We start from the raw sequence: 26473 nt of genomic DNA, 5'->3' as shown, positions 1-26473 counted from the left end.
CGGAGGTCTTCGACGCTGGTGCGGAACCACGCGTCGGCCTCTCGGGTCGTCCCCCTCGGCGCGGGCTGCGGCCAGGGGGTTCGCCACCTGCCCGGCGGGGGCCCGGGCGGCGCGGTCCCGGGTGGTGCGCAGCTCGATGGTGCGGGACTCGCCAGGGCCGAGGTCGAACTCCCACCGCAGCAGCCCGGCGGAGGCGAGGGCGTCGTCGGGGGCCGGTTCGGCGGTGGTGACGGCCAGGGCGTCCCCGGTGCTCCAGCGCAGGCCCGCCGCGTGCACCCCGGCGGCGAGCTCCGGCCCGGCGCGGCCGGCGGCCACGGCGGCCAGGTCGGCCAGGTCGGTGCCGAGGGAGACCTCCACGGGCAGGCGCAGGGGGCGGGCGGCGTAGCTGCGGACGGTGATGCGCTCGGTGCCGTCGGCGTGGCGGATCCGCTCGACCCCGATGTCGGGGTCCGGTCCGGGTTCGACCCCGGTGCGGACGGTGGCGGTGAAGGAGGCCCGGTCCGCGCCGATGCTGCGGCCCTGGACGGCGACCGGGTCCCGTCCGGCGACGCGCAGCACGCAGCGGGAGAGCAGCCTCCGCCCGGAGCGGTAGATCCCGTCGATCCCCCGTCCTGTCAGCTGGCCGTGCTCGGGCGAGATGGCCAGGTAGGGCGCGGCGACGCAGATGAGCGCCCCGTGCACGGGCGGCAGCTCGGCCCGCCGCCCGGCGGCGGCGGTCTGCCCGGCCGCCCCACCGCCGACCCGCCCACCGGCCCCGGCCCCGGCCCCGGCACCGGCACCGGCACCAGCACCGGCACCGGCACCAGGCACCGGACCAGCACCAGCACCAGCACCAGCCACCGGACCCGCAACACCACCGGCGACGCCAGCACCGACACCACCCACAACACCCGGACGTCCACCGGCACCGGCACCGGCATGGACACCAGGCGGCAGCCCCACAGCGGCACCCCACCCCGCCCCGCCCGAACCCGCACCCGCACCGCCGCCGGCCACCCGCCCCAGCGGCCCGGCAGCCTCCGCGGGCCCGGCAGCCCCCAGCGGCCCGCCGGCCCCCGGCAGCGCGCCACCCGGGCCACCCGGGCGGTCGGGGCGGTCCGGCCCGCCCGGCCCCGCCTGCCGCTCCGGCGGGAGCTCCGCCGGACCACCGCCGGGCGGGAATTCCGACCGGTGGGGGGATGGGGTGGGAGGGGGCCCGGAAGGGCCGCTTCGGGGTACGGGGGGAGCCATGTGCCGCCTTGTCTGCGCTCCGGCCGGTTCTGCGGGGCGGCGGCGCGGCCGGGCCCCCACCACCCCCCAGCTGAACGCCCCCACCCCCGCCCGGGTCACGGGCCCCGGTGGCGGCTGCCCGCACCGGGAGGGCCGGCTTCGGCGCGGGGCCCGGCCCGCCGGCCTCCACAGGGCCCCGGCCAGGCCCTGGCGGGGGCTCACTGGCCGCTCCCCTCGGTGCGGCGGGATGCGCGGCGGCGCTGGCCGGTGCGGCCGCCGGGCGGGCGGGTGGCTCCGGCGGGGCGCTTGCGGCCCGGCTCCCGGCGCCTGCGCTCCTCCCTCAGGCACTCGCGCAGCCCTTCGGGGTCGATGCCCTCAATTGCAGGCGTGGTGGAGGAGCTGGGCGAACCGGTACTCGGCGTCGGCCCTCAGGGCCAGTCCGAACGCGATCCGGGCCGTGGGCTCGTCCCCGGTGGACCACGAGACCCAGCCGGCCAGGGTCAGCGGGGCCGCCGCGTGTTCCCCGTAGGCGCCGACGCAGCGCCTGGCCAGGGCCCGCCACAGCCGCAGGGCGGGCGCGGCCTCCTCGTCCTCCATCCACTCGGCGGCGATGTCGCGGATCTCCCGGTCCTGGAGTCCGAGGATCACGGCGGCGGCCTCGTCGTGGCCGAGCAGTGCGTCGTCCCAGTCGTCGGCGCGGGGCCCGCCCTCGGCGGGCGGCGCGAGGGTGAGGCGCCTCATCAGGGTCCGGGCCAGGTCGAGGGTCTGCGCGCCGACCTCCTCCCGGGTCGCGCCGTCGAGGATCTTCGGCACCAGGGCCGTGGCGGCCCGCTCCAGGGCTTCCTCCTGCTCGGCGGCCCAGGCCCCGCCGAGCGGGGTCAGCCGACCCTCGATCTCCTTGAGGGAGCCGCGGACCTGGAGCCCCGCGAAGGTGGCCGCGGCGGCCATCACCGAGGTGCCGGGCGGTGCCAGCGGGTTGCCCTCGGCCGGGCAGCATCCGTCGTCACCGCAGGTGTAGGACCAGTAGCGGCCGGCGGAGAGGCACAGCGCCTCCAGGACGGGCACGTCGAGGGCTCCGCAGGCGATCCGGATCCGCTGGGCCAGCGGCCGCAGCCGGGTCATGACCCGCTGCCCGCTCTCGCCGCCCCGTGGTTCCTGGCAGAGGAAGACCACGATGCCGTCGGGCTTGCCGCCGCGCCGTTCGCTGCCGCGGATGAGGCATTCGGCGACCTGCCGGGCCGTGTCCTCCCATTCGGCGGGGGCGAGGGGGATTCCCACCCGCAGACGGCCGCCGAAGCGTCCGTTCTCGCCGTGCACGGCGACCATGACGAGGGAGTCGGTGGGGTGGAAGCCGAGCATGTAGGGCAGCGCATCGGCCAGTTCCGCGGGGCTGCGCAGGGTGATCTGGGGTTCGGTGGGGACTCCGGACGGGCTGATGGAGGGCCGTCCGGACGGGCTGGTCGGTTCGTGGTTCGTCGTCATGCGTCCGACGGTCCCGCGCCCGCTCCGATCCGGAAACCCCTGTGGATAACCCGTTCGATCTTCAATTTCCACAGGTCCGGAGCCGCATTGGCGCGATGTCAGAGCCATCGGGTTGCATGGGGGCATGAACGCAGACCTGAGGTCCTCGGCCGATTCCGTACTCGCCCGTCTCGTGGGCGACCCCACGGGCACCGCGCGGCTGCGCGAGGACCAGTGGCGGGCGATCGAGGCCCTCGTCGCGCACAAGCGCCGGGCCCTCGTCGTCCAGCGCACCGGCTGGGGCAAGTCGGCGGTCTACTTCGTGGCCACGTCCCTGCTGCGGGCGAGCGGCGCCGGACCCACCGTGATCGTCTCCCCGCTGCTGGCGCTGATGCGCAACCAGGTCGAGGCCGCCGCGCGGGCGGGCATCCACGCGCGGACCATCAACTCCGCCAACCCGGAGGAGTGGGAGGGCATCCAGGCCGAGGTGGCGGCGGGCGAGGTCGACGTCCTCCTGGTCAGCCCGGAGCGGCTCAACAATCCGGAGTTCCGCGACCAGGTCCTGCCCAAGCTGGCGGCCGCCACGGGCCTGCTCGTGGTCGACGAGGCGCACTGCATCTCCGACTGGGGTCACGATTTCCGCCCCGACTACCGCCGGCTGCGCACGATGCTCGCCGATCTCCCGCCGGGCGTGCCCGTGCTGGCGACGACGGCGACCGCCAACGCCCGGGTGACGGCCGACGTGGCGGAGCAGCTCGGCACGGGGGCCGGCACGGACGCGCTGGTGCTGCGCGGCCCGCTGGACCGCGAGAGCCTGAGCTTGGCGGTGCTGGCCCTGCCCGACGCCGCGCACCGGCTGGCCTGGCTGGCCGACCACCTCGCCGAGCTGCCCGGCTCCGGGATCATCTACACCCTGACGGTGGCCGCCGCCGAGGAGGTCACCGCGTACCTGCGTCACCGCGGGCACACGGTGTCCTCGTACACCGGCCGGACGGAGAACGCCGACCGCGAGCAGGCGGAGAGCGACCTCCAGGCGAACCGGGTCAAGGCCCTGGTGGCGACCTCCGCCCTGGGGATGGGCTTCGACAAGCCCGACCTGGGCTTCGTGGTGCACCTGGGTTCGCCGTCCTCCCCCATCGCCTACTACCAGCAGGTCGGCCGTGCCGGCCGCGGGGTGGAGCACGCCGAGGTGCTGCTGCTGCCGGGCCGTGAGGACGAGGCGATCTGGCAGTACTTCGCCTCGGTGGCCTTCCCCCCGGAGGAGCAGGTGCGCCGCACCCTGGACGCGCTGGCCCAGGCGGGGCGGCCGCTCTCGCTGCCCGCGCTGGAGCCGCTGGTGGACCTGCGCCGGACCCGGCTGGAGACGATGCTGAAGGTGCTCGACGTGGACGGGGCCGTCCACCGGGTGAAGGGCGGCTGGACGGCCACGGGCGAGCCCTGGGTGTACGACTCGGAGCGGTACGCCTGGGTCGCCCGGCAGCGGGCCGCCGAGCAACAGGCCATGCGGGACTACGCAGCCACGACCGCCTGCCGGATGGAGTTCCTGCGCCGCCAGCTCGACGACGAGGAGGCCGCGCCCTGCGGCCGCTGTGACAACTGTGCCGGCGCCCGCTTCACGGCTGACGTCTCGGGCGCGGCGCTGGACACCGCGCGGGGCGAACTGGGCCGCCCGGGAGTGGAACTGGAACCCCGCAGGATGTGGCCGACCGGGCTCGCGGCCGTGGGAGTGGACCTCAAGGGACGGATCCCGGCCGGAGAGCAGTCGTCGACCGGGCGTGCCCTGGGCAGGCTGTCCGACATCGGCTGGGGCAACCGGCTGCGCCCCATGCTGGCCCCTCAGGCGGCCGACCAGCCCGTTCCGGACGATGTCGCGCAGGCCGTGGTGGCGGTGCTCGCCGACTGGGCCCGGGGGCCCGGCGGTTGGGCCTCGGGAGCCGCTGAGGCTCCGGCCCGGCCGGTGGGCGTGGTCGCGCTGCCCTCGCGGAGCCGCCCGCAGCTGGTCGGCTCCCTGGCCGCGCGCATCGCCGAGGTGGGGCGGATCCCCCTGCTGGGGGCGCTGGAATACACGGATCAGGCGCCGCAGTTCGGACTGCCGTCCTCGAACAGTGCCCAGCGGGTCCGTGGGCTCCACCAGGCGTTGACCGTGCCGCCAGCCCTGGCGGCGAGCCTTTCCGAGGTCCGGGGTCCGGTGTTCCTCGTCGATGATCGCGCGGAGAGCGGATGGACCCTCGCGGTGGCCTCCCGGCTGCTGCGCCGGGCGGGGGCCGAGGGGGTGTTTCCGCTGGTGCTGGCGCTCCAGTCATAGCGGAATGCGTCATCTTCGGCGTGGGCGGGCAAGGATATGAGCGGCATACCGGCGAATTCCGGTCCGCGGCCGCAAATGCTCATTGCCCCATCCTCGCGGGCCACGCGAGAATCGGAGTGCTCCCGCTCGGCTCGTCGGCACTCTCCTGGGCCGCGCTGCGGCGCGCCCACACCTCAGCCGTGCCCGTACGCGGGCGTGTACCCGAAGGGAGGACCGTGACCTTCGGATTCGCCCCGTCCTCGACCACGTCACTGGCAGCGGCGGCCGGTGGCGCCAGCCGGCACGGCAGACTGCTCGAACCCTCCGAGTGGACGGCGGCGGGTGTCCCCCTGCTCCGCAATCCGCGCGAGGTGGTCAGCGGGCTGCACTCCCGGCACGGCCCGACGCCGTCCACCGCCGTCATAGCCGTGCTCGGTCCCGAGGAACAGCTCGTCGCGAGCGCTTCGTTCGTGCAGAAGTCCGTTTCGGCGGACGGCTGGGAGTACCGCAACGCGCTGCTGTCGCGGCTGCGCCGGGTCATCCCGCACGACCTGCGGCGCCGGACCCCGGTGCGCACGGCGGTGCTGATGTACTGCCGTGACGGCGACGAGCGCTGGACCGAGGAGGACGGCGCCTGGATGTGGGGGCTGCGTGACGCCTGCACCCTGCACGGGCTGCGCTGTGGCGCGTACATCACGCTGACCCGGGGCGGCTGGCAGGTGGTGGGTGAGGGCCGGGGCGGGCGTCGGCCCGGTTCGGACTCCCGGCCCGAGCCCCTCGGCTCGCTGACTCCCGAGCTCACGCCGCTGACGCTGAGCACCGTGGGCGGCACGTCGGAGCCCCTGCGCCGGACCGCCGCACGCTGAGGAGCCCACGGCCGGACGGACCCCGGTCCGGGGCCAGGCGCCGGACGCCGGACCCCCCGGACGCCGGTCGCCGGACGCCGACGCCGACGCCGACGCCGACGGCAACCGGTACGCCACCGGTACGCCGTCGGAAGCCGACCGCACCGTAGGGGCGGGGGCAGCCCTCACTGCCGTACTCCCGGGAAGGGGGTACGGCTGGTCGGGCTCCGGACTTCAGCGGGGCCGGCCCGTGGCCCGCCCCGCCCCTCGCCCGCACCGGATACGGGGCGTCAGACGCCCGCACCCAGCACGGAGTTGATCTGCTTGACGTCGCCGCACACGATCAGCAGCGCACCCGCCCGGGCGAGCGCCACCGGCAGGGCGGTGGAGGTCGCCGAAGCCGGTCCGCCGTTGGCCGCGAAGACCACGACGGGGCGGCCGGAGGCGCGCTGTACGTGCGCCGCGTCCGCGTAGAAGACGTCGTCCCCGGCGTCGTGCTGGGCCCAGTACGAGGCCTCGCCGAAGGACAGTTCGTGAGCGGCCCACGGGTGCGGGTCGCCGGTGGTGATCACCAGGATCTCACCGGGCGCACGCCCGGTGTCGAGCAGCAGGTCCACGGCCTCCTCGGCCGCGTCCAGCGCACCCTCGGCGGAGGCCGGGATCAGCTGGACCTGCGGGACCGCCGCCGAGACGGACGGCGCGGCGGAGGCTGCGGGAACGGGTCCGGGGGTGGTCTCGGCCGCGCGCGGCGCGGGCGGACCGGGCCGGGGGGCCACACCGGCGCGGTTCGCCGCGGCGGGGGTGGGACCGGGGCGCCCGGGCCGGGGAACGGCTACGGGACGCGGACCAGGTACGGGGCGGGGGGTCTGCGCGGTGCGGCTCGCGGCCGGCGTGACGCGGGGACCCTGGGCACTCTCGTGAATCTGAGGCTCCTCGATGGCGGGGGTGAGAGGCATGAGTTGATATCTATCAAACACCGGTACGAAACGTACCGGTCGGTGGCACGTGGGTGCGATCAGAAATCGAAGCCGAGTTGGCCTCCGTTTTCCAGCTCCAGCGCTTCCTCGCTGCGGCGCACCTTCTTCAAGTGCCGCCACTGGGGCAGCGCGTCGAGGTAGGACCACGAGAGCCGGTGGTACGCGGTGGGCCCGCGCACCTCAAGTGCGGCCCGGTGGACCGGTGAGGGGTAGCCCGCGTTCGCGGCGAAGGCGAAGTCCGCGACGCCGTCGCCCGGTTCGCCGAGTCCGGCCATCATCCGGTCGCGCCGGACCTTGGCGATCACCGATGCCGCGGCCACGGCGATGCAGGACTGGTCGCCCTTGATGACGGTACGGACCCGCCACGGCGGGCCGAGGTAGTCGTGCTTGCCGTCGAGGATCACCGCGTCGGGCCGCATCGGGAGCGCTTCCAGCGCGCGCACCGCCGCGAGCCGCAGGGCCGCCGTCATCCCGAGCTCGTCGATCTCCTCCGGGGAGGCGTGCCCCAGGGCGTGCGCGGTGACCCAGTCCTCCAGTACCTCGAGCAGCGCGTCGCGCCGCTTCGGGGTGAGCAGTTTGGAGTCGGTGAGCCCCTCGGGCGGCCGGCGCAGGCCGGTGATCGCCGCGCAGACGGTGACGGGACCGGCCCAGGCCCCTCGTCCGACCTCGTCGACCCCGGCGATGACCTTGGCGCCGGTGGTTGCACGGAGGGAGCGCTCGACGGTGTGGGTGGGTGCTTCGTACGGCATGGCGCCAGCAAGGTTACGCCGCCCCGGGCCGCCTGCACACCCCGGCCCGGGGCAAGCGGCGCCGGGGCGCCTCGGCGGGGCCGCGCGGCGTGCGCGCGCCGCCCCGCGCCGGGCCCTCGCCCCGCGTCCGAGGGGTGCCCGTACGGGTCCGGCCGCCGACGCCGGCGGGCCCGTACGCGAGCCGCCGACCGGGCTTGCCGAGGCTTCACGCCCGGAGCATCGGCACCATCACACCGTCGATCATCTCGGCGATCTCGACGTCCGGCCATTCGCTTCCGCATACCTTCGCGCGGTACATGAGCATCGCCGGAATCACGTCGGCGAGCAGGGGACTCGTGGCGTCGGCTCGGACGTCCCCCCGCTCGATTCCGCGCTCCAGCAGCTCGCGTATCACCTCGTGGGCCGGCTCGTGCAGGCCCTTCCAGATCACTTCGCGGAACAGGTCGGCATGAGCGTGGTCGCATTCGTGAAGGACTGCGCGCAGAGCCACGCCGGCCTGGGAGCGCATGATGTCCCGCATCCGCACGCACACCGTGTACAGGTCCTCGCGCACCGATCCGTGGTCGGCGATCTCCCCCAGCGCGGGCAGTCCCGTGCGCAGCACCTCGGCCACCAGGTCGGTCTTGGTGGACCAGCGCCGGTAGACGGCCGCCTTGCCGGTGCGCGCCCCGGCCGCGACCGCCTCCATGGTGAGGGCGTTCCAGCCGACGGTGCTCAGCTGGTCGAGGGCGGAGTCCAAAATCGCCCGTTCGAGCGCCGGCCCCCGCCTGCGCACCGGCGCCGCCCCCGCCGACCAGCCCGAACCCGTCATGCCCGTACCTCCGACCGGCCCGCGCGAATCTCGCGCACATTTTCAGCCTTAGTGAACGCTTGCGTTCCCTACATTCGGGCTCCTACCGTGGACCCGCAGTGAACGAATGCGTTCACTATTTCACTTCGGGGGGATCCACAGTGACAAGCGTTCAGCTCGAGAAGCCCCGGATACCCGGGGCCGCCCGACGGCCCGGACGTCCAGGGGTGGCGCTCGCCGTCATCGCCGCCTGCCAGCTCATGGTCGTCCTCGACGCGACCATCGTGAACATCGCGCTCCCGCACATCCAGACGGCTCTCGCCTTCTCCACCACCGACCTCTCCTGGGTGATCAGCGCCTACACCCTCGCCTTCGGCGGACTGCTGCTGCTCGGCGGCCGGGCAGGCGACATCCTGGGCCGGCGCCGCGTCTTCGTGACCGGAATCCTGCTGTTCACGCTGGCCTCCCTGCTCGGCGGATTCGCCCAGGAGCCATGGCAGCTGATGGCGGCCCGCGCCCTCCAGGGCGTCGGCGGGGCCATCGCCTCGCCCACCGCGCTCGCCCTGATCACCACGACGTTCGCCGAAGGCCCCGACCGCAACCGGGCCTTCGGGGTCTTCGCCGCCGTGTCCGCCGGCGGCGGCGCCGTCGGCCTGCTGGCCGGCGGCATGCTCACCGAGTGGCTCGACTGGCGCTGGGTGCTCTTCGTCAACGTGCCGATCGGCGTGCTCATCGCCGTCCTCGCCCCGCTCTACATCAACGAGTCCGAACGCCACCCGGGCCGCTTCGACGCCGCCGGCGCCCTCACCTCCACCGCCGGAATGACCTCGCTCGTCTACGGGTTCATCCGCGCCTCCGAGGACGGCTGGCGCGACGCGCTGACCATCGGCTCATTCGCCACCGCCGTCGTCCTGCTCGGCCTCTTCGTCCTCATCGAGTCGCGCGCCGCCGAACCGATCATCCCGCTGCGGATGTTCGCCGACCGCAACCGCGCCGGCACCTACCTGATCATGCTCGGTCTCGCCGCCGCCATGTTCGGCATGTTCTTCTTCATCGTCCAGTTCGTACAGAACGTGCTGGACTTCTCGCCCATCCAGTCCGGCGTCGGCTTCCTGCCCGTGACGGTGGCGATCATCGCCGCCGCCGGGCTCTCGCAGCGCTTCCTGCCGCGCCTGGGCCCCAAGCCGTTCATGGTCACCGGATCGGCGCTCACGGGGATCGGCCTGGCCTGGCTGACCTTCATCCGCACCGACAGCACCTACCTGTCCGGCGTGCTCGGCCCGATGCTCCTGTTCGGCTTCGGCATGGGCCTCAACTTCGTCACCCTCACCCTCACCGCCGTCTCCGGCGTGGCGCCGCGGGAGGCGGGCGCGGCCTCCGGGCTGCTGAACGCCAGCCAGCAGGTGGGCGGTTCGCTCGGCCTGTCGATCCTGGTCACCGTCTTCGGCACCGCCGGGCGCGACGAAGCCGCCCAGCAGGTCCCGGACTTCATGGCCCACGCCGAACCGGGGCAGCTGGCCGCCTTCCAGCAGACCGGGCAGCTGCCGGACCCCTGGGGGGACCTCGTCCTCACCCGGGGCATCTCCACCGCCTTCATCGCCGCCGTCGCCATGGCGGGGCTCGCACTGGCCACCGCGCTCCTCGTGATCCGGGTGCGCAAGAGCGACCTGGAGGCCCTCAGCGGAGCCGCCGCCGAGGCCGGCCCCGCGGCCTGAGCACACCGTCCGGCCCCTCCCCCTGCGAAGACGAACGTACGAGGAGCCCCGGGCGCGGAACCACCCCCGCGCCCGGCCCCCGCCCACCCGGCACCGCCACCACCCGGCCGGGACCCCTCAGCAGCCGGTACCCGTCAGCCGGGCAGCCCGGGCAGCCACGCCGGAAGCGCCTCGGTCCGGTCCAGCCAGGCCTGCGGCAGCGCCGCGTCCCCGCGCCCGCCCAGTACCCCACCGACGATCGCGCAGGTGGTGTCCACGTCACCGCCCACCTGGGCGGTGGTCCAGAACGCCCGCTCGAAGTCGTCCAGCGCCCGGGCCGCCGACCACAGCGCGAAGGGCACCGTGTCATGGGCGCTCGTGCGCCGCCCGCAGCCCAGCACCGCGGCGACCGTCGTCGCGTCGCCGTAGTCCAGCATGTCCCGCGCCCTGCGCACGCCCGCACCGACCGCGCTGCGCGGCACCAGCGCGATCACCCCGTCCAGCAGGGCTTCGGCGCTCGGCGGGCCGGCCGGGGAGGCCGCCAGCGCGGCCGCGGCGGCGACGGCCATCGCCCCGCACACCGCCTCGCGGTGCTGGTGGGTGGTGTAGGCGGAGATCTCCGCCTGGTGCGTGGCCTGCTCGGGGTCGTCCGCGTACCAGGCGCCGAGCGGGGCGATCCGCATGGCGGCGCCGTTGCCCCAGGAGCCCTGCCCGTTGAAGAGCTCGGCGGCCAGCGTCCGCCAGTCCTCGCCCTCCCGGACCAGGCGCAGCATCCGGTTCACGGCGGGCCCGTAGCCGCGGTCGAAGTCATGGTGGCCGGCGAAGGAGGCCGCCAGCGCGTCCTGGTCGATGCGGCCGTGCGTGGCGAGCACGGCCACCACCGAGCAGGCCATCTCGGTGTCGTCGGTCCACTGCCACGGCTCGCTGCCGGCCGGCAGCTCGCGCCGCTTCAGCAGCGGGTAGTTGACGGGAACGAAGTACTGGGAGCCCAGGGCGTCCCCCAGGGCCAGCCCGCGGAGGCTGGACAGGGCGCGTGCGTAACGCGTTTCGGAAGCGGAATCAGCGGTCATCGCGCGCCACTTTAGCCGTCCAGGTCATAAGGCTCGGGTGTGGTCCACCGCTCAAACGGGCGGTCCATCCGGTAACGCCCGTCGGGTCCGAGCAGCAGGACACGGTATTCGCCGTTGCCCGGGTTGGACAGGGCTTCGAACTCGGCCACCGACCAGTGGAACCAGCGCATGCAGAACAGCCGCATCGTCAGCCCGTGGGTGACCAGCAGGACGTTCTCGGGATGGTCGGGGGCCTCGAAGCTGCGGTAGAGGCTCTCCAGGAAGGAACCCACGCGGTCGTACACGTCGGCGCCCGACTCGCCCTGCGCGAAACGGTAGAAGAAGTGCCCGTAGGCGTCCCGGTACGCCTTCTGGAGCTTCACGTCGTCGCGGTCCTGCCAGTTCCCCCAGTCCTGCTCGCGCAGGCGGGGCTCCTCGCGCATGCGTACCCGCGCCGGGTCCAGCCGCAGCTCGCGGAAGGTCTGCAGGGTCCGGCGGTAGGGGGAGACGTACGCGCTGATGCTCTCCTCGCCGAAGAGCTCGCGCAGCCGCTCCCCGGCCGCCGCGGCCTGCTCGCGGCCGGTGCGGGTCAGCCGCAGGGCGTGGTCGGGCTCCCGCTCGTACACCGTGTCATCGACGTTTCCCTCCGATTCCCCGTGCCGGACAAGGACGATGCGCCGTGGTCGAACCATCCCCCGACCCTATTCGGCCGCCGGGGCGGCCACCGCCCGGGCACGCCGGTCGGGGACGGCGCTTGTCCTACGGTCATACCGTCCAGCCGGGTTCGAGGTCGACGACGTCCCCGGTGAGCGCCTCCACGTCGGCCTCGGTCTGGGCGCGCAGCGAGAGCCGCTCCACCCGCTCCTGCCGGTACTTGCCGTGCTCCGCCGCCGCCCGCCACATGGACAGCACCAGGAACTCCCGACCGGGCGCCTCCCCGAACAGGCCCCGGATCATCCCGGGCGACCCCGCCATGGCGGGGTTCCAGACCTTCTCCTGCATCAGCGCGAAATGGTCCACGCGCCCTTCCCGCACCCGGGTGTGGGCGACCCGCACCACGTCGGCGTCGCTGAAGCGCGGCTCGAAGCCCGTCTTCACGTCGAAGCGGTGGTCGAAGAGCGTGACCCGGGCATCGGTGTAGGTGCCGTTCTGCGAGGCGGCCAGTCTGTCGTGCGAGCGGGCCATGAAGGAGTCGTAGAAGGAACGGCTCTCCCAGAACGCGAAGACATGCGCGACCCCCTGCCGGCCTCTGCTCCAGCCGCCGCCCTGCCCCCGGAACCCCGGTTCGCCGGGCAGCCCCGCCCACTTGCGCTGCCCGCGCTCGAACCCGCGTCGGTCCGTCACCGTGCAGCGAATCCACTTGACCAGCACCGCGCCATCGTACGGGCCGGGCGCGGTCCGGGTCAGTCCCCGGAGCGGTGGATCCGTACCAGTTCCGCCGCATCCCGCTCGGGCAGTCGAAGCCCGAACTCCCGGTCGAGCAGGGCGGGCAGCCGGGCGGGGTCCACCGGCTCCCGCTCGGTCCGCCCGTCGGGGAACAGGCGCGTCAGCTCGCGCCCCACGAGCGTCTTGCGCACGGCGTCCCCGGGGAGCTGCACGATGGTCGTCCCGACGAAGGAGGACCGGGGGTGCGTGGAGCTGTAGTGGTTCAGCACCACGTAGTCCACCGGGTGGTACCGCTGCGGGGAGAAGGCGTACAGGTCCCACCAGCCCTCCCCGCGGCGGGCGCGGAGCACGAGGACGCCCTCCGCCTCCTCGTGGACCGCGTACGTCCACGACCCCTGGCGCACCTCGGTGCCGGGCCGCGCGAGCGGGACGGGCTCGCGCGGGCCCATGTAGCCGAACCCGGCGTCGCAGAGCCACGGTTCGCCGTCGACGGTGACGACGAGCACGGCGTGCGTCACCGCGAGCAGCGAGTCGCCCCGGGTGCGGTTGCGGGCGCCGCGCCCGGAGACCTCGAAGCCGATCCGCTCCAGGGCGGCGGCCAGCAGCGAGTTCTGCTCGTAGCAGTAGCCGCCCCTGCGGGCGCGCACGAGCTTGTCCTCCAGGGCCTTGACCTCCAGCGCGACGGGGCGGCCGAGCAGGACGTCCAGGCTCTCGAAGGGGATGGCGGCGGTGTGGGCCCGGTGCACTTCGTACAACGTCTCCAGGTCGGGCCGGAGTTCCCGCACGGCCCGTCCCGTCCCGGCACCGAGGCCGATCCGCTCCAGGTACGCGTCCAGGTCCAGTTCCTCACCGCTCCACATGGCTCCCCGCTCCCCCGCCGTGAAATCCGTGTGCCCGGGCGTCGCCGGGCCCCGCACAATGATCGCCATGACCGCCTTGCACACCAACCCGCTCTTCGCCCGGCTCGCCGACGCGGAGCGCATCCTCGTCGCGGGCGCCGGCGGCGGCTTCGACATCTACTCGGGCCTGCCCGTCGCCCTCTCGCTGCTGCACCAGGGCAAGGAGGTCCACCTGGCGAACCTCTCCTTCAGCACCCTCGCCGGCCTGCCGCCCGAGGACTGGGCAGCACCGGACCTGGCCGCGGTGACCCCGGACTCGGCGCCCCACCTGTCCTACTTCCCGGAGCGGACCCTCGCCCGCTGGCTCCGGCTGCACGGCTACCCCTCCACCGTGTACGCCTTCCCCCAGGTCGGGGTGCAGCCGCTGCGCGCCGCCTACCGGGCGCTGATCGACCTCCACCGGATCGACGCGGTGGTGCTGGTCGACGGGGGCACGGACATCCTGATGCGCGGCGACGAGGCGGGCCTCGGCACGCCCGAGGAGGACCTGACCAGCGTGGCGGCGCTGGCCGCGCTGGACGACGTACCGGAACGGCTCGTGGTGTCGGTCGGCTTCGGCGTCGACGCGTACCACGGGGTCAGCCACGCCCTGGTGCTGGAGAACATCGCGGCGCTGGAACGGGACGGCGCCTACCTGGGCGCGTTCTCGATACCCCGGGCCACGCGGGAGGGAGCGCTCTTCCTGGACCCGGTGGCCCACGCCCAGGAGCACACGCCGGACCGGCCCAGCATCGTGGCGGGTTCGGTCGCGGCGGCCGTCCGGGGGGCCTTCGGCGACGTGCGCTTCACCGAACGCACCCGGGGCAGCGAGCTGTTCGTGAACCCGCTGATGTCGCTGTGCTTCGCCTTCGAGCTGCGCGGGCTGGCCGACCGCTGCCTCTACCTGGACCGCATCGAGGACACCCACCTGATGCGCCAGGTCCAGTCCAGGATCGCGGAGTTCCGCGAGGACCTGGTCACCCGCCCCTCCCGCTCGATCCCCCACTGACCGGCGGGCCGGCACGGGCGCACGGTTACGCGTACGGATACGGCGAAGGGGACCGGCCGCGGGCCGGTCCCCTTCGTTCGTGTGCGGCGGGTCAGCCGTCAGCTACCCGCGCGGGCTCAGCTGCAGCCGCTGGTGGAGCCGCAGCCCTCGCAGATGTAGCAGGAGCCGGCGCGCTGCATCTTCGTACCGCAGGAGAAGCAGAGCGGTGCGTCGGCGGAGACGCCCATCTGCATCTCGACCAGCTCGGCGTTGCTGTGCGCCGTCTTGGGGGCCGGGACCGGGACGATCGCCACCGGCTTGGCCACGGCGGCGACGGGCGCCGACTGGGCGAGGGACTCGGTGTCGAGCTCCTCCTCCTCGAGCGGCTCGTAGGAGCCGGTGTCGAGGTGGCGCTGACGCTCCTCGGCGGAGTGGATGCCGAGCGCCGAGCGGGTCTCGAAGGGCAGGAAGTCCAGCGCCACGCGACGGAAGATGTAGTCGACGATCGACTGCGCCATGCGCACGTCCGGGTCGTCCGTCATACCGGCCGGCTCGAAGCGCATGTTGGTGAACTTCGCGACGTACGTCTCCAGCGGGACGCCGTACTGCAGACCGACGGAGACGGCGATCGAGAAGGCGTCCATCATGCCCGCCAGGGTCGAACCCTGCTTGGACATCTTCAGGAAGACCTCGCCCAGGCCGTCGTCCGGGTAGGAGTTCGCGGTCATGTAGCCCTCGGCGCCACCGACCGTGAAGGAGGTGGTGATCCCCGGGCGGCCCTTGGGGAGGCGCTTGCGGACCGGGCGGTACTCGATGACCTTCTCGACCGCCGTGCGGATGGTCTCCTCGGCCTTCTCGGTGATCTCGGCCTTCTCCTCCTCCTTCTTCTTGGCGGAGAGGGGCTGGCCGACCTTGCAGTTGTCGCGGTAGATCGCGAGCGCCTTGACGCCGAGCTTCCACGCCTCGAAGTAGATCTCCTCGATCTCCTCGACGGTCGCCGACTCCGGCATGTTGACCGTCTTCGAGATCGCGCCGGAGATCCACGGCTGGATCGCGGCCATCATGCGGACGTGGCCCATCGGGGAGATGGAGCGCTCGCCCATCGCGCAGTCGAAGACCTCGTAGTGCTCGGTCTTCAGGCCCGGGGCGTCGACGACGTTCCCGTGCTCGGCGATGTGGGAGACGATCGCCTCGATCTGCTCTTCCAGGTAGCCCATGCGGCGCAGGGCCTGCGGCACGGTGCCGTTGACGATCTGCATCGAGCCGCCGCCGACGAGCTTCTTGAACTTGACCAGGGCCAGGTCCGGCTCGACACCGGTGGTGTCGCAGGACATCGCGAGACCGATGGTGCCGGTCGGCGCGAGGACGGAGGCCTGGGCGTTGCGGAAGCCGTTCTTCTCGCCGAGGCGCAGGACGTCCTGCCAGGCCTCGGTGGCCGCGGCCCAGATCGCGTTGTCCAGGTCCTCGGTGCGCGGCGCGACGGCGTTGGCGTCGGCGTGCTGCTTCATGACGCGCTTGTGCGAGTCGGCGTTGCGGGCGTAGCCGTCGTACGGGCCGACGATGGCGGCCAGCTCGGCGGAGCGCTTGTAGGCGGTGCCGGTCATCAGCGAGGTGATCGACGCGGCGAGGGTGCGGCCGCCGTCCGAGTCGTAGGCGTGGCCGGTCGCCATCAGCAGGGCGCCGAGGTTGGCGTAGCCGATGCCGAGCTGGCGGAAGGCGCGGGTGTTCTCGCCGATCTTCTGCGTCGGGAAGTCCGCGAAGCAGATGGAGATGTCCATCGCCGTGATGACCAGCTCGACGACCTTGGCGAAGCGCTCGGCGTCGAAGGACTGGTTGCCCTTGCCGTCGTCGTTCAGGAACTTCATCAGGTTCAGCGAGGCGAGGTTGCAGGACGTGTTGTCCAGGTGCATGTACTCGCTGCAGGGGTTGGACGCGGTGATGCGGCCGGACTCGGGGCAGGTGTGCCAGTTGTTGATCACACCGTCGTACTGGATGCCCGGGTCGGCACAGGCCCACGCGGCCTCGGCGAGCTTGCGGAACAGCGCCTTGGCGTCGACCTTCTCGATGACCTCGCCGGTCATGCGGGCACGCAGGCCGAACTCGGTGCCGTTCTCGACGGCCGTCATGAACTCGTCGTTCACACGGACGGAGTTGTTGGCGTTCTGGTACTGGACGGACGTGATGTCGTCGCCGCCCAGGTCCATGTCGAAGCCCGCGTCGCGCAGGGCGCGGATCTTCTCCTCTTCCTTCACCTTGGTGGCGATGAAGTCCTCGACGTCCGGGTGGTCCACGTCCAGGACGACCATCTTGGCCGCGCGGCGGGTGGCGCCGCCCGACTTGATCGTTCCCGCGGAGGCGTCGGCGCCGCGCATGAAGGAGACGGGGCCGGAGGCGTTGCCGCCGGAGGAGAGGAGCTCCTTGGAGGAACGGATGCGGGAGAGGTTCAGGCCGGCGCCGGAGCCGCCCTTGAAGATCATGCCCTCTTCCTTGTACCAGTCGAGGATCGACTCCATGGAGTCGTCGACGGCCAGGATGAAGCAGGCGGAGACCTGCTGCGGCTGGGGCGTGCCGACGTTGAACCAGACCGGGGAGTTGAAGCTGAAGATCTGGTGCAGGAGGGCGTAGGTCAGCTCGTGCTCGAAGATCTCCGCGTCGGCGGGGGACGCGAAGTAGTCGTAGTCCTCGCCGGCCTTCGTGTAGGTCTTCACGATGCGGTCGATGAGCTGCTTCAGACCGGTCTCGCGCTGCGGGGTGCCGACGGCGCCGCGGAAGTACTTGCTGGTGACGATGTTGACCGCGTTCACCGACCAGAAGTCGGGGAACTCGACGCCGCGCTGCTCGAAGTTGACCGAGCCGTCGCGCCAGTTGGTCATGACGACGTCACGGAGCTCCCAGTTCACCTCGTCGTAGGGGTGCACGCCGGGGGTGGTGTGGATGCGCTCGATCCGCAGGCCGCCCTTGGCGGCCTTGGTCCCCTTGGCGCGGGAACCACGTGCCGAGCTGCTCGCCGTCTCTGTCATGCCGCCTGCCTCCCATATGCGGGCAAAAACGCCCTAAAGTGCCAGCGTTATTCCGCGGCACAGTGCTGTGTGTCTTGTATCTACGAACTCGCCCACCGGCCGGCCGGGCCGCGCTGCACTGCGGCCCCGAGCGGTCAGTCGGTGGCGGAGGCGGGCACGGGGACGACCGCGGGGGTCCCTCCGGGCTCGCACTCATGGGGGTGAGGCCGCGGCTCGCGCAGTTCCGCGATGGCGGTCTCGAAGTCTTCAAGGGTGTCGAACGCTTTGTAAACGGATGCGAACCGCAGGTAGGCGACGAGGTCGAGTTCCTGCAACGGGCCGAGTATGGCCAGACCCACGTCGTGGGTGGTCAGCTCGGCGCTCCCGGTGGCGCGCACCGCCTCCTCGACCCGCTGGCCGAGCTTGGCGAGGGCGTCCTCGGTGACCGGCCGCCCCTGGCACGCCTTGCGCACGCCGGAGATGACCTTGGTACGGCTGAAGGGTTCGGTGACCCCGCTTCGCTTGATCACCATCAGCGAGGCCGTCTCCACCGTCGTGAAGCGACGGGAGCAGTCGGGGCACTGACGGCGCCGGCGGATCGACGTTCCGTCGTCGGTCGTACGGCTGTCGACGACGCGGCTGTCGGGGTGCCTGCAGAAGGGGCAGTGCATGGTTCCCTCACCCTCCTCTTGGCACGACTGAATCACCCCACGGAGCCCCTCAACGACGGAGAGCGAGTCTTCGCCGGGGGCTCGTGAAGCAGCCACAAGCATATGCGATCCCGGGGACCTCGGCCGACCGAGGACCACAACTTCTGGGTGGCCGCGCCCATCCAACCACTAGATCTTGGGTTGGGCCGCATTTGGGCCACTCCGCGTGTCGCGGTGCCCGATGGCCGGATATGGGGGTCCCCGATGCCACACTGATCCCTGCGCCGGGCCCTGCCCGGGCACGGCCGATCCAACCCGGAAGGGTACCGTAAGGAGCGGACAGGGAGCCGAACCCACGTTCGGCCGGACCGGTGCAAAACGCATTCCGCTTGACCATCGCGGCGACCACCCGCGGACCTACGGCCTCAGGTATATCGACCCCATAGAGGCCGCCCATACACCCGCCGATCTAACCCAGGTGGGGGATCCTCGATTTTTCACTCGAACGTGTGTTTGGCGCAACCTTTCGAAAGCTACTACCGTTGTCCAGCTAGGGAGAACATTTCGAGAGGGGCCGACGTGACCACCACCGCAGACAGTGCCACCATCACTGCCCAGAACCGCTCCCAGAGCCGACTCGAGCCGGTGCATGCCATGAATGACGCAAGTCCGAACCAGGAGGCGGAGGCCGTACGCCCCGCACGCTCCCTGCCAGGGCGACCTCCAGGCATCCGCGCCGACAGCTCCGGCCTCACGGACCGGCAGCGGAGGGTGATCGAGGTCATTCGGGACTCCGTGCAGCGCCGCGGCTACCCGCCGTCGATGCGCGAGATCGGCCAGGCGGTCGGCCTCTCCAGCACCTCCTCCGTGGCGCACCAGCTGATGGCCCTGGAGCGCAAGGGCTTCCTGCGCCGCGACCCCCACCGGCCCCGCGCCTACGAGGTGCGCGGCTCGGACCAGCCCAGCTCGCAGCCCACGGACACCACCGGCAAGCCCGCCGCCTCCTACGTCCCCCTGGTCGGCCGGATCGCGGCCGGCGGGCCGATCCTGGCCGAGGAATCCGTCGAGGACGTGTTCCCCCTTCCCCGCCAGCTCGTCGGCGACGGCGAACTGTTCGTCCTCAAGGTCGTCGGCGACTCGATGATCGAGGCCGCGATCTGTGACGGCGACTGGGTCACCGTCCGACGCCAGCCCGTCGCGGAGAACGGCGACATCGTCGCCGCCATGCTGGACGGCGAGGCCACCGTCAAGCGCTTCAAGCGGGAGGACGGCCACGTGTGGCTGCTCCCCCACAACGCCGCGTACCAGCCGATCCCCGGTGACGAAGCGACCATCCTCGGCAAGGTCGTCGCCGTGCTGCGACGGGTCTGACCCGGCCCGCTGCCCCTCATCCAGCTCCGGGACCCACTGCGCCGGTCCCGGAGCTGTTCCATGTCCGCGGGCGCCACACCTTCCCCGCGGGCTCACGCATGCGCACGCGACCCCTACCGGCCCTACTTGCCGTCGGCCTTCGCGCTCGCGTCGATGGCGGCCAGCGAGCGGCGGACCTGGTTGCGGTCCGTGGTGTACCAGAAGTCGGGCAACGAGGCCCGCAGGAAGCTCCCGTACCGGGCCGTGGCCAGGCGGGGGTCCAGGACCGCCACCACACCGCGGTCACCGGAGGCCCGCACGAGCCGGCCCGCGCCCTGGGCCATCAGCAGGGCTGCATGAGTGGCCGCGACCGCCATGAAGCCGTTGCCGCCGTTCTCCTCGACCGACTTCTGCCGCGCGCTCATCAGCGGGTCGTCGGGGCGGGGGAACGGGATCCTGTCCATGATCACCAGCTGGCAGCTGGGCCCGGGCACGTCCACGCCCTGCCACAGGGACAGCGTGCCGAACAGGCAGGTCTTCGGGTCGGCCGCGAAGGTCTTGATCAGCTCGCCCAGCGTTTCCTCGCCCTGGAGCAGGATCGGATTGTCGAGCCGCCCGCGCAGCTCCTCGGCGGCGGCCTTGGCGCCGCGCATGGAGGAGAACAGGCCCAGGGTACGGCCGCCGGAGGCTTCGATCAGCTCCGCCAGCTCGTCCATCATGTCGCCGCGGGTGCCCTCCCGGCCCGGTGTCGCCAGGTGCTTCGCGACATAGAGGATCCCCTGCTTCGGGTAGTCGAACGGCGAGCCGACGTCCAGGCCACGCCACAGCGGCACGTCCTCGCCCTCCACCCCTTCCGGGGAGAGGCCCAGCGAGGCCGCGACCCCGTTGAAGTCACCGCCGAGCTTGAGGGTGGCGGAGGTGAGGACCACCGAGCGGTCCTCGAAGAGCTTCTCGCGCAGCAGCCCCGACACCGAGAGGGGGGCGACCCGCAGGGTGGCGCCGAAACGGTCGTGGCGCTCGTACCAGACGACGTCGTACTCGGAGCCGATCGTGATCCGCTCCGCCACCGTGTGGACGTTCTCCACGGCGGCGAGGGCCTGCTTGCGGACGGCGTCCTCGTCGTGCACGGACTTGTCCCGGGTGGCACCGATCGCGGAGATCACGTTTCGCGCGGAGTCGCGCAGCGACATCAGCGCGTAGCCGAGGTCCTCGGGGATCACCTCCAGACGGCCGGGGAGCGCCAGCTCCATCACCCGCTCGAAGGTCTCCGCGGCGGTCTGCAGGGAGTCCGCGGTCTTCTCGTCGACCAGCTTGGCGGCACGCTTCACTGCCCGGTTGACCTGGCCCGGCGTGAGTTCGCCGGTGGCGACACCGGTGACGCGGGAGACCAGCTCGTGCGCCTCGTCCACGATCAGCACCTCGTGCTGCGGGAGCACCGGGGCACCTTCGATGGCGTCGATGGCGAGCAGGGCGTGGTTGGTGACGACCACGTCCGCGAGCTTGGCCCGCTCACGGGCCGCCTCGGCGAAGCACTCGGCCCCGTACGCGCACTTCGTGGCGCCCAGGCACTCCCTGGAGGAGACGGAGATCTGGCTCCAGGCCTTGTCGGAGACGCCGGGGGTGAGGTCGTCGCGGTCGCCGGTCTCGGTCTCGTCCGCCCAGTCCCGCAGGCGCAGCAGGTCCTTGCCGAGCTTGCTGGTCGGCGTGGCCGCCTCGAACTGGTCGAAGAGGCCCTCCTCCTCGTCCTGTGGAACGCCCTCGTGGAGACGGTGCAGGCACAGGTAGTTGGAACGGCCCTTGAGCATGGCGAACTGCGGCCGCCGGCGCAGCTGCGGGTGCAGCGCCTCGACCGTACGCGGCAGGTCGCGCTCGACGAGCTGGCGCTGGAGCGCGAGCGTCGCCGTGGCGACGACCACGCGCTCGCCGTGCGCGAGGGCCGGCACCAGGTAGCCGAGGGACTTGCCGGTGCCGGTGCCGGCCTGGATCAGCCGATGGGAGTTGTCGTCGATCGCTTCGGCGACGGCTTCGGCCATGGCCACCTGGCCGGGCCGCTCCGTGCCGCCGACGGCGGAGACGGCGGCATGCAGCAGGTCGGTGAGGGAGGGCTTCGTCATAGCACTGCCAACCCTACGGGGCGCCACCGACAGCGACCGCATCGATCACTCTTCAGGGGCCGTGCAGGGGGTTGGGCACGGTGCCGTGGACGACGGCGCCCGGCCGGTCCGGGCGGTCGCGGTAGCCGTCCGCGTGGAGCCGGTTCCGGTTGAGGCAGAGCCGGTCGATCCGCTCCGTCAGCAGGTCGAAGAGGCGGTGGCGCTCCTTGTCCTCGGGGAACCGGGCCTGGTGGCGGAGGACCTCCGCCCGCACGAGGGACCAGAACTCGTCCTCGGGCACGCCGAGCCGGTCGTCGCACAGGGCGGACAGGTAGCGGAAGACGCCGATGAACAGTCCCGAGTGGATGAACTGGGTGAGGAACCCGGGCGGCTCCGCAAGCAGCGCCGCCCGTACCTCGTCGGGCATGGACGCGTGCTCGGGCAGGGGCGTACTGCTGATGTTGACGTCGTCCACGAAGTCCTTGACGGCCAGGCGGACGGGTACGTCCCGCTCGTCGAAGATCACGACGGTGTTCTCGCCGTGCGGGGAGAACACCGTGCCGTAGCGGTAGAGGAAGTGCAGCAGCGGGGGCAGCAGGGCCGCGAAGAGGTGGCGCAGCCAGGCCTCGGGGGTGAGGCCGGAGCGGGCGACGAGCTCGGCGGTGAAGGAGCGGCCGCGCGGATCGACGTGAAGGAGGGAGGCGAGGGTGCGGGCGCGTTCGCCGGGGTCGAGCCGGCCCGCCAGCGGCTCCCGCCAGATCGCTCCGAGGAGCTCCCTGTACTGGTAGGGCACCTCGGGGAGCCCGTCGTACACGGGGTGGCGGACGGTGACCGAGGCGACCTCTCCGAGCAGTACGACCCGGCATTCGTCGCGCAGGAACGGGTCGGCGTCGCGGAGCGAGTGGATCCAGGCGGTGACGGCGGGCGCCGCCACGCTGAGGTCGCTGGGCAGGCCGCGCCAGACGGTGGTGTTGAAGACGGACAGCGGGAGTTTGACGCTGTGCCGGTCGGGACGGGTGAGGTTGAGGAAGGTGCGGATCGACTGCTGCGGGATCCTGTCGTCCGGGTCTGCGGGGAGCGGCACGAGGGTGCCGGAGGCGAGGGCCGGCGCGAAGAGCGGCAGGATGATCTCGTCCCACTGCCAGGGGTGTACGGGGAGGTACAGGTAGCGGAGCGGGTCGAGGCCGCGGTCGCGCAGGATCCGGTCGAACGCCGCCCGGGTGGCGGGGTCGAGTTCGGCCGCGTAGAGCCGCGCCGGGTCTTCCAGGCCGGCGGTGCCCCGGTACTCGGCCAGGGAGGTGTGGGCGGCGAGCCACGGCAGCCGCTGGCGGGTGCGGGCCTCGGGTGCCCAGGCGGCGGCGTCCGCGGCGGACCATCCCACGCGGCCCTTGTTGGCGACGAGCCAGGGATGGCCGGTCTGGTGTCCTTCGAGCGCCGCGTAGTCCAGGTCGGCGAGGACGTCGGCGGTGAGCGCGTGGTGGTCGAGGCGGGCGTCGGCGGCCAGGGTGGAGCTGAGCTCGTGGATCAGGTGGCCGAGGGTCGGCCCGTCGAGGCGCAGCAGGGTGCGGGCCCGTACGAGGAAGCCGTACGGGTCTCCGAACGTGGTCGGGGGCTCCGCGGAGGGGGCCGGCGGGGTCAGCGTGATCGTGTCCGGCGTGACCTGCCAGCTGCCGTAGGCGCGCCGGCGGGCGCGGAAGCCCAGACTGCTGCCGTCGTCCAGGGTCAGGGTCCATGCATCGCCGGCGGCCGAGGGCGCGGGGACGGGGACGGGGCTGACGATGTCCTCGTACGCGAACTCGCCGAGCATCTTGGCCAGCAGGCGGCGTGCCGCGAAGTCCCAGGTGGGCTGGTTGATTTCGGGGGGCGTGCACGGGTGCTGGGGCGACGGGGGGACGGCGTGCTCGGCCGGTTCGGGGGCTGCGGGGAAATTCGGCACGGGACTCCTCGGATATCGGGAACCTTGCTGAGCGACGCGGAGTTCTGGAGATGAGAGCTTGAAAACCGAATGCCGAGAAGCGAATACCGAGATGGCGGGAACCGATGATCGAGGACCGCGCGTCGAGGACGCGAACGGGTCCGGATCGGGCGGGATGACCGAGTGGGATGAGTGCGCGGCGATCAGAGCAGATTGCGCAGCGCCCGCTCACGGATCATCAGGGCTGCTCGTTTCTCGGGGAGTTCGATTTCCGTGGAATAGCGGAAGCCGGCGTTCATGAAGGCTGATACGGAGGGGGTGTTGCGAATGTCCGGTTCCGCGATGACGCGTGTGCATCGGGGGCGGTTGTCGAAGATGAGCTCGGTGACGGCTCGCAGCAGCGTCGTGCCCAGGCCCCGGCCCCGGTTCGTGCCGTCTCCGATGAGCAGGTGGATACCCGTGTCGTGGGAGCGCGCCGGGTAGTGACGGGAGACCGGGTCGAGATCGGCCCGGTAGATCTCCCAGTAGCTCATGGCACTCCCGTCGAGGAGGCCGAAGCAGGGGATGCTGTGGCCGTCGCCGTCGAGCTGGGCCCGCAGGTGGGCTTCGGTGACGGCCAGCGATCCGTTGAGTTCCCAGTAGGCGGCCACGTCGGGGTCGTTCATCCAGCCGGTGAGCAGTTCCAGGTCCCGGCCCGGCCGTACGGGTTCGAGGCGGAAGGGTCCTGCCGGTGTCGGCACCGCGCCCCAGCCCGCCGGTGAGTCCAGGAGGTCCGCCTCGGCTAGCAGCGGCAGCAGTCCGACGGTGAAGCGGCGCGCGGTGGCCTCCTGGGAGGCGGGGCCGCCGGCGGTGCTCGTGGTGGTGTCCGTGGGAGGCATCGGGGCTCTTCTCGGTGTCGGTGGGAGCGCGTCAGTCGTGGAGGGGGTTGGTGATGGTGACGTAGACGGACTGCGTGTCGACGGGGCCCACGAGCTCGTCGAGCCCGCCCAGGCGGGTGAGCAGGTTCGCCTTGCAGCGCAGGGTGGGCGAGTCGAGGAGCAGTGCCGGGACCGGCCCGAGGCCCGAGGCCTTGCCGAGGAAGCGGCGGAAGGCGGCGAGGAGCACGCGCTCGTCGGCGAGCCGCTGCGATCCGAAGGCGCCGATGAGGCCGATCACGTTGTTGATGCCCAGGTAGTAGGCGAAGCGCTCGTCGGTGACGGCGTCCGGGACGAAGGTGTCGCTGGCGCTGCCGATGCCGGGGAGGCGGCGTTCCAGTTCGGCTCGCCGGGAGTCTCGGAAGTAGTAGCCCTGGTTGTCGCGGAAGCGGCCGCCGACGGGCCAGCCGGCCCGGTCGAGGAGCACGAGGGTGTTCTGCTGGTGGGCTTCGAGGGCGATACCGGCGAGGGCGTCGAAGGCGAGTACCGGCAGGACGACGTGGTCGAGGTAGCGCAGGAACCACTCGGCGGCGACGGCGGCGACGGGCCGGCCGGTGGTCACCGCGAGCCGGGAGAGGGTGTCGGCGAGCCGGGAGCGCATGGTGGTCCGGCCGGGCCACGGGCGGAGGGAGGTCAGTGCGGCGACGCACACGGCGTCGTCGTCGGAGTGGAAGGGGTTGTGGCGCAGTACGGCGTCGAGTCCCCGGACGGGGGTGCCGTCCAGGGCGTCGACGGCGACCCAGGCGGGGTCGCGGACGATGTCGAAGCCGGGGTGGGCGGTCTGCCACTGCTCGGCGAGGCCGGTGCGGAGCAGCCGGTGGACCTCGACGCCGCGGTGGAGTTCCTTGCGGAGGTTCTCCCGGCGGGAGTTGGTGATCCGCAGTGCGAGGGAGAGCTTGAGCATCGCGGGGGCGCCGGGGCGGTGGACGGTGCGGACGGAGGAGGTGGGGTACCAGGGGGTGCCGTAGGGGCCCAGGTCGGTGATGAGTCCCGCGTCGCGGAGGGCGGTGACGGCGGGGCGCTGGAGGAGGTCTCGGGCCTGCCAGGGGTGCAGGGGAAGGGCGGTGGTACCGGCGGGCAGCGGGAGGCCGGGGGCGAGCCGGGCGAGGAGCTGTGCGGCGGATACCGGGCGGCCCCGTTCGGTCCAGGCGGAGTCGGTGGCGAGGGCGTCGGGCGCGACCGCGATCCAGTGCAGGGGGAAGGAGCCGTGGAGTTCGGGTGAGTAGTGGCGTACTTCGGCTTCCGAGAGTCCTTCGCGGCTCTTGGGGTCCGGTTGGAGGGGGTGGCCGAGGAGGAGTGACTGTTCGGCGGTGAGGAAGCGGTCGCCTGCGACGGGGGCCGGACCGGTGGGGTGTTGGCGGCGGGCGGCGATGAACTCGGTGGTGCGGCGCACCGAGTCGGCGACCCGGCCCACGAGGTCGGTGCCGCTGCGGCCGTCGCCCTCGCGGCGAGCAGGTCGGCGAGGGTGACGGCGTCCACGGCGGGGGCATGGGCGGGGGCGCCTTCGAGGCGGGCGGGGCCGAACCGGTGCCAGCCTGCCGGGGACCAGTACCGGACGGCGACGAGCAGCGCGGCCCCGGACGAGGGGAGGGGGATGCGGAGCAGGGTTCCGACGGGCCCGTCGGGGCGGCCGATGCCGCTCTCGCGGACCCAGCACCGCAGCAGGTTCTCCACCGTCGCGGACTCGGCGGCGGTGGCCGGGTCGGGGTGGTCCAGCAGGTCGGGCAGCGCCGCCGGGTCGGGGCCGGTAGGCCCGGTGCCGCCCACCCGCGGGCGGAGGGTGCCGTCCTTCTGCCGGGGCACGGTGCCCGCCGGGACGTGGGCCGGGGTGGCCTGCGCCGCCGGGACTCCGGGCACGGGCCCGGCCTCCGCTCCGGCCCCGGCCCGCCCGGGGGCCGCCGGATCCCGGTCCGCGGCCGGGGACGGCGCGGGCAGCTCGGGTTGCGCGGAGTCCGGGCGGGGCCCCGGCGGCAGCTGCGCGGCTGGCGCCTCGGGCTGCGGGGGGCCGGCGGGGTGCAGCCCGGCGACGGGCGGCCGGGCGGAGCCCTCCGGCCGCGCCGGGGCGGGCGCGTCCGCCGGACGCACCGGGACCGGCTGGTGGTCGGGGGCGGCTGCGGGCTGCGCCTGAACGGCGCCGTCCGGCCCCGAGGCGACGCCGGAACCGACGGCCGACTGGGCCGGACCCGCCGCGGCCGCGGGGGCAACGCCACTGGATGCCGCCTGCGCCGGGGAGGCGGGCGGC

Annotated in this window: 18 protein-coding genes and 2 pseudogenes; 5 read left to right on the top strand and 15 right to left on the bottom strand. The window is 72.8% G+C overall.

The features are described 5' to 3' along the window. Both SSNG_RS40255 and SSNG_RS26530 read right to left on the bottom strand, forming a co-directional pair. Positions 1 to 681 (bottom strand): glycogen debranching N-terminal domain-containing protein (locus SSNG_RS40255; RefSeq protein ID WP_277752156.1); only part of this gene is annotated, 681 nt, incomplete at its 3' end. 857 nt (positions 682 to 1538) lie between these two features. Continuing rightward, positions 1539 to 2691, bottom strand: a pseudogene (locus SSNG_RS26530) (DUF4192 domain-containing protein); the annotation flags it as partial. Positions 2692 to 2815: 124 nt separating this feature from the next. On the opposite strand from SSNG_RS26530, the gene SSNG_RS26525 reads away from it, so the two are divergent. Together SSNG_RS26525 and SSNG_RS26520 are read left to right on the top strand one after the other, a co-directional pair. Next, positions 2816 to 4975 carry a RecQ family ATP-dependent DNA helicase gene (locus SSNG_RS26525; RefSeq protein ID WP_042801973.1) on the top strand — a complete coding sequence of 720 codons (2160 nt, stop codon included), beginning with the start codon at positions 2816 to 2818 and terminating at the stop codon, positions 4973 to 4975. 215 nt (positions 4976 to 5190) lie between these two features. After that, positions 5191 to 5820 (top strand): hypothetical protein, encoded by a 630-nt coding sequence (locus tag SSNG_RS26520; protein ID WP_007266998.1) that lies wholly within the window; start codon positions 5191 to 5193, stop codon positions 5818 to 5820. A gap of 269 nt (positions 5821 to 6089) precedes the next feature. Here SSNG_RS26520 and SSNG_RS26515 read toward each other — a convergent pair whose 3' ends face one another. The 3 genes from SSNG_RS26515 to SSNG_RS26505 form a co-directional block, all read right to left on the bottom strand. Beyond that, positions 6090 to 6755: a hypothetical protein gene (locus tag SSNG_RS26515; RefSeq protein ID WP_007266997.1), complete on the bottom strand. Its 666-nt coding sequence runs from the start codon at positions 6753 to 6755 to the stop codon at positions 6090 to 6092. 59 nt (positions 6756 to 6814) lie between these two features. Next, positions 6815 to 7525, bottom strand: a complete 711-nt coding sequence (locus SSNG_RS26510; RefSeq protein WP_007266996.1) for a ribonuclease HII — start codon at positions 7523 to 7525, stop codon at positions 6815 to 6817. A gap of 205 nt (positions 7526 to 7730) precedes the next feature. After that, a complete protein-coding gene (locus tag SSNG_RS26505) occupies positions 7731 to 8336 on the bottom strand; it encodes a TetR/AcrR family transcriptional regulator (protein ID WP_007266995.1) in 606 nt (201 codons plus the stop codon). Between the two features lie 140 nt (positions 8337 to 8476). On the opposite strand from SSNG_RS26505, the gene SSNG_RS26500 reads away from it, so the two are divergent. After that, on the top strand, positions 8477 to 10030 hold the full coding sequence (locus tag SSNG_RS26500) for an MFS transporter (RefSeq protein ID WP_007266994.1): 1554 nt from the start codon (positions 8477 to 8479) through the stop codon (positions 10028 to 10030). A 134-nt stretch (positions 10031 to 10164) separates the two neighbouring features. Here the strand turns inward: SSNG_RS26500 and SSNG_RS26495 are convergent, their stop codons facing one another. From SSNG_RS26495 to SSNG_RS26480, 4 genes are all read right to left on the bottom strand, one after another. After that, positions 10165 to 11079 carry an ADP-ribosylglycohydrolase family protein gene (locus SSNG_RS26495; protein WP_007266993.1) on the bottom strand — a complete coding sequence of 305 codons (915 nt, stop codon included), beginning with the start codon at positions 11077 to 11079 and terminating at the stop codon, positions 10165 to 10167. A gap of 11 nt (positions 11080 to 11090) precedes the next feature. Beyond that, positions 11091 to 11750 (bottom strand): histidine phosphatase family protein, encoded by a 660-nt coding sequence (locus SSNG_RS26490; RefSeq protein WP_007266992.1) that lies wholly within the window; start codon positions 11748 to 11750, stop codon positions 11091 to 11093. Positions 11751 to 11823: 73 nt separating this feature from the next. Then, positions 11824 to 12429: a YdbC family protein gene (locus SSNG_RS26485; protein ID WP_007266991.1), complete on the bottom strand. Its 606-nt coding sequence runs from the start codon at positions 12427 to 12429 to the stop codon at positions 11824 to 11826. Between the two features lie 32 nt (positions 12430 to 12461). Beyond that, positions 12462 to 13373 carry an arylamine N-acetyltransferase gene (locus SSNG_RS26480; protein WP_128637544.1) on the bottom strand — a complete coding sequence of 304 codons (912 nt, stop codon included), beginning with the start codon at positions 13371 to 13373 and terminating at the stop codon, positions 12462 to 12464. Between SSNG_RS26480 and SSNG_RS26475 the strand changes: the two genes are divergently transcribed. Beyond that, positions 13372 to 14331, top strand: coding sequence for a DUF1152 domain-containing protein (locus SSNG_RS26475; protein ID WP_042804138.1), 960 nt, complete (start codon positions 13372 to 13374; stop codon positions 14329 to 14331). The two genes, SSNG_RS26480 and SSNG_RS26475, sit on opposite strands and share 2 nt — an antisense overlap. A gap of 116 nt (positions 14332 to 14447) precedes the next feature. Here the strand turns inward: SSNG_RS26475 and SSNG_RS26470 are convergent, their stop codons facing one another. Together SSNG_RS26470 and nrdR are read right to left on the bottom strand one after the other, a co-directional pair. Then, the gene (locus SSNG_RS26470) at positions 14448 to 17330 is read right to left on the bottom strand and encodes a vitamin B12-dependent ribonucleotide reductase (protein ID WP_007266988.1); all 2883 of its coding nucleotides are present in this window, start codon (positions 17328 to 17330) and stop codon (positions 14448 to 14450) included. 134 nt (positions 17331 to 17464) lie between these two features. After that, positions 17465 to 17980 carry a transcriptional regulator NrdR gene (gene nrdR, locus SSNG_RS26465; RefSeq protein WP_007266987.1) on the bottom strand — a complete coding sequence of 172 codons (516 nt, stop codon included), beginning with the start codon at positions 17978 to 17980 and terminating at the stop codon, positions 17465 to 17467. Between the two features lie 558 nt (positions 17981 to 18538). On the opposite strand from nrdR, the gene lexA reads away from it, so the two are divergent. After that, positions 18539 to 19330, top strand: a complete 792-nt coding sequence (gene lexA, locus SSNG_RS26460) for a transcriptional repressor LexA (protein ID WP_007266986.1) — start codon at positions 18539 to 18541, stop codon at positions 19328 to 19330. A gap of 122 nt (positions 19331 to 19452) precedes the next feature. Here the strand turns inward: lexA and SSNG_RS26455 are convergent, their stop codons facing one another. The 4 genes and pseudogenes from SSNG_RS26455 to SSNG_RS26440 form a co-directional block, all read right to left on the bottom strand. Then, entirely contained in the window at positions 19453 to 21423 is a 1971-nt protein-coding gene (locus SSNG_RS26455) for an ATP-dependent DNA helicase (protein WP_007266985.1), read from the bottom strand. 52 nt (positions 21424 to 21475) lie between these two features. Beyond that, complete coding sequence (locus SSNG_RS26450; protein WP_007266984.1) at positions 21476 to 23338, bottom strand: IucA/IucC family protein; 1863 nt, start codon at positions 23336 to 23338, stop codon at positions 21476 to 21478. A 182-nt stretch (positions 23339 to 23520) separates the two neighbouring features. After that, positions 23521 to 24195: a GNAT family N-acetyltransferase gene (locus tag SSNG_RS26445; protein WP_007266983.1), complete on the bottom strand. Its 675-nt coding sequence runs from the start codon at positions 24193 to 24195 to the stop codon at positions 23521 to 23523. A gap of 31 nt (positions 24196 to 24226) precedes the next feature. Beyond that, positions 24227 to 26088, bottom strand: a pseudogene (locus tag SSNG_RS26440) (IucA/IucC family protein). Positions 26089 to 26473: the final 385 nt, after the last annotated feature.

Source organism: Streptomyces sp. C (genome assembly GCF_000158895.1).
GTDB lineage: Bacteria > Actinomycetota > Actinomycetes > Streptomycetales > Streptomycetaceae > Streptomyces > Streptomyces racemochromogenes.
Note: the sequence above shows the minus strand (reverse complement) of the source record. Positions and strands in the feature narration are given on the sequence as shown.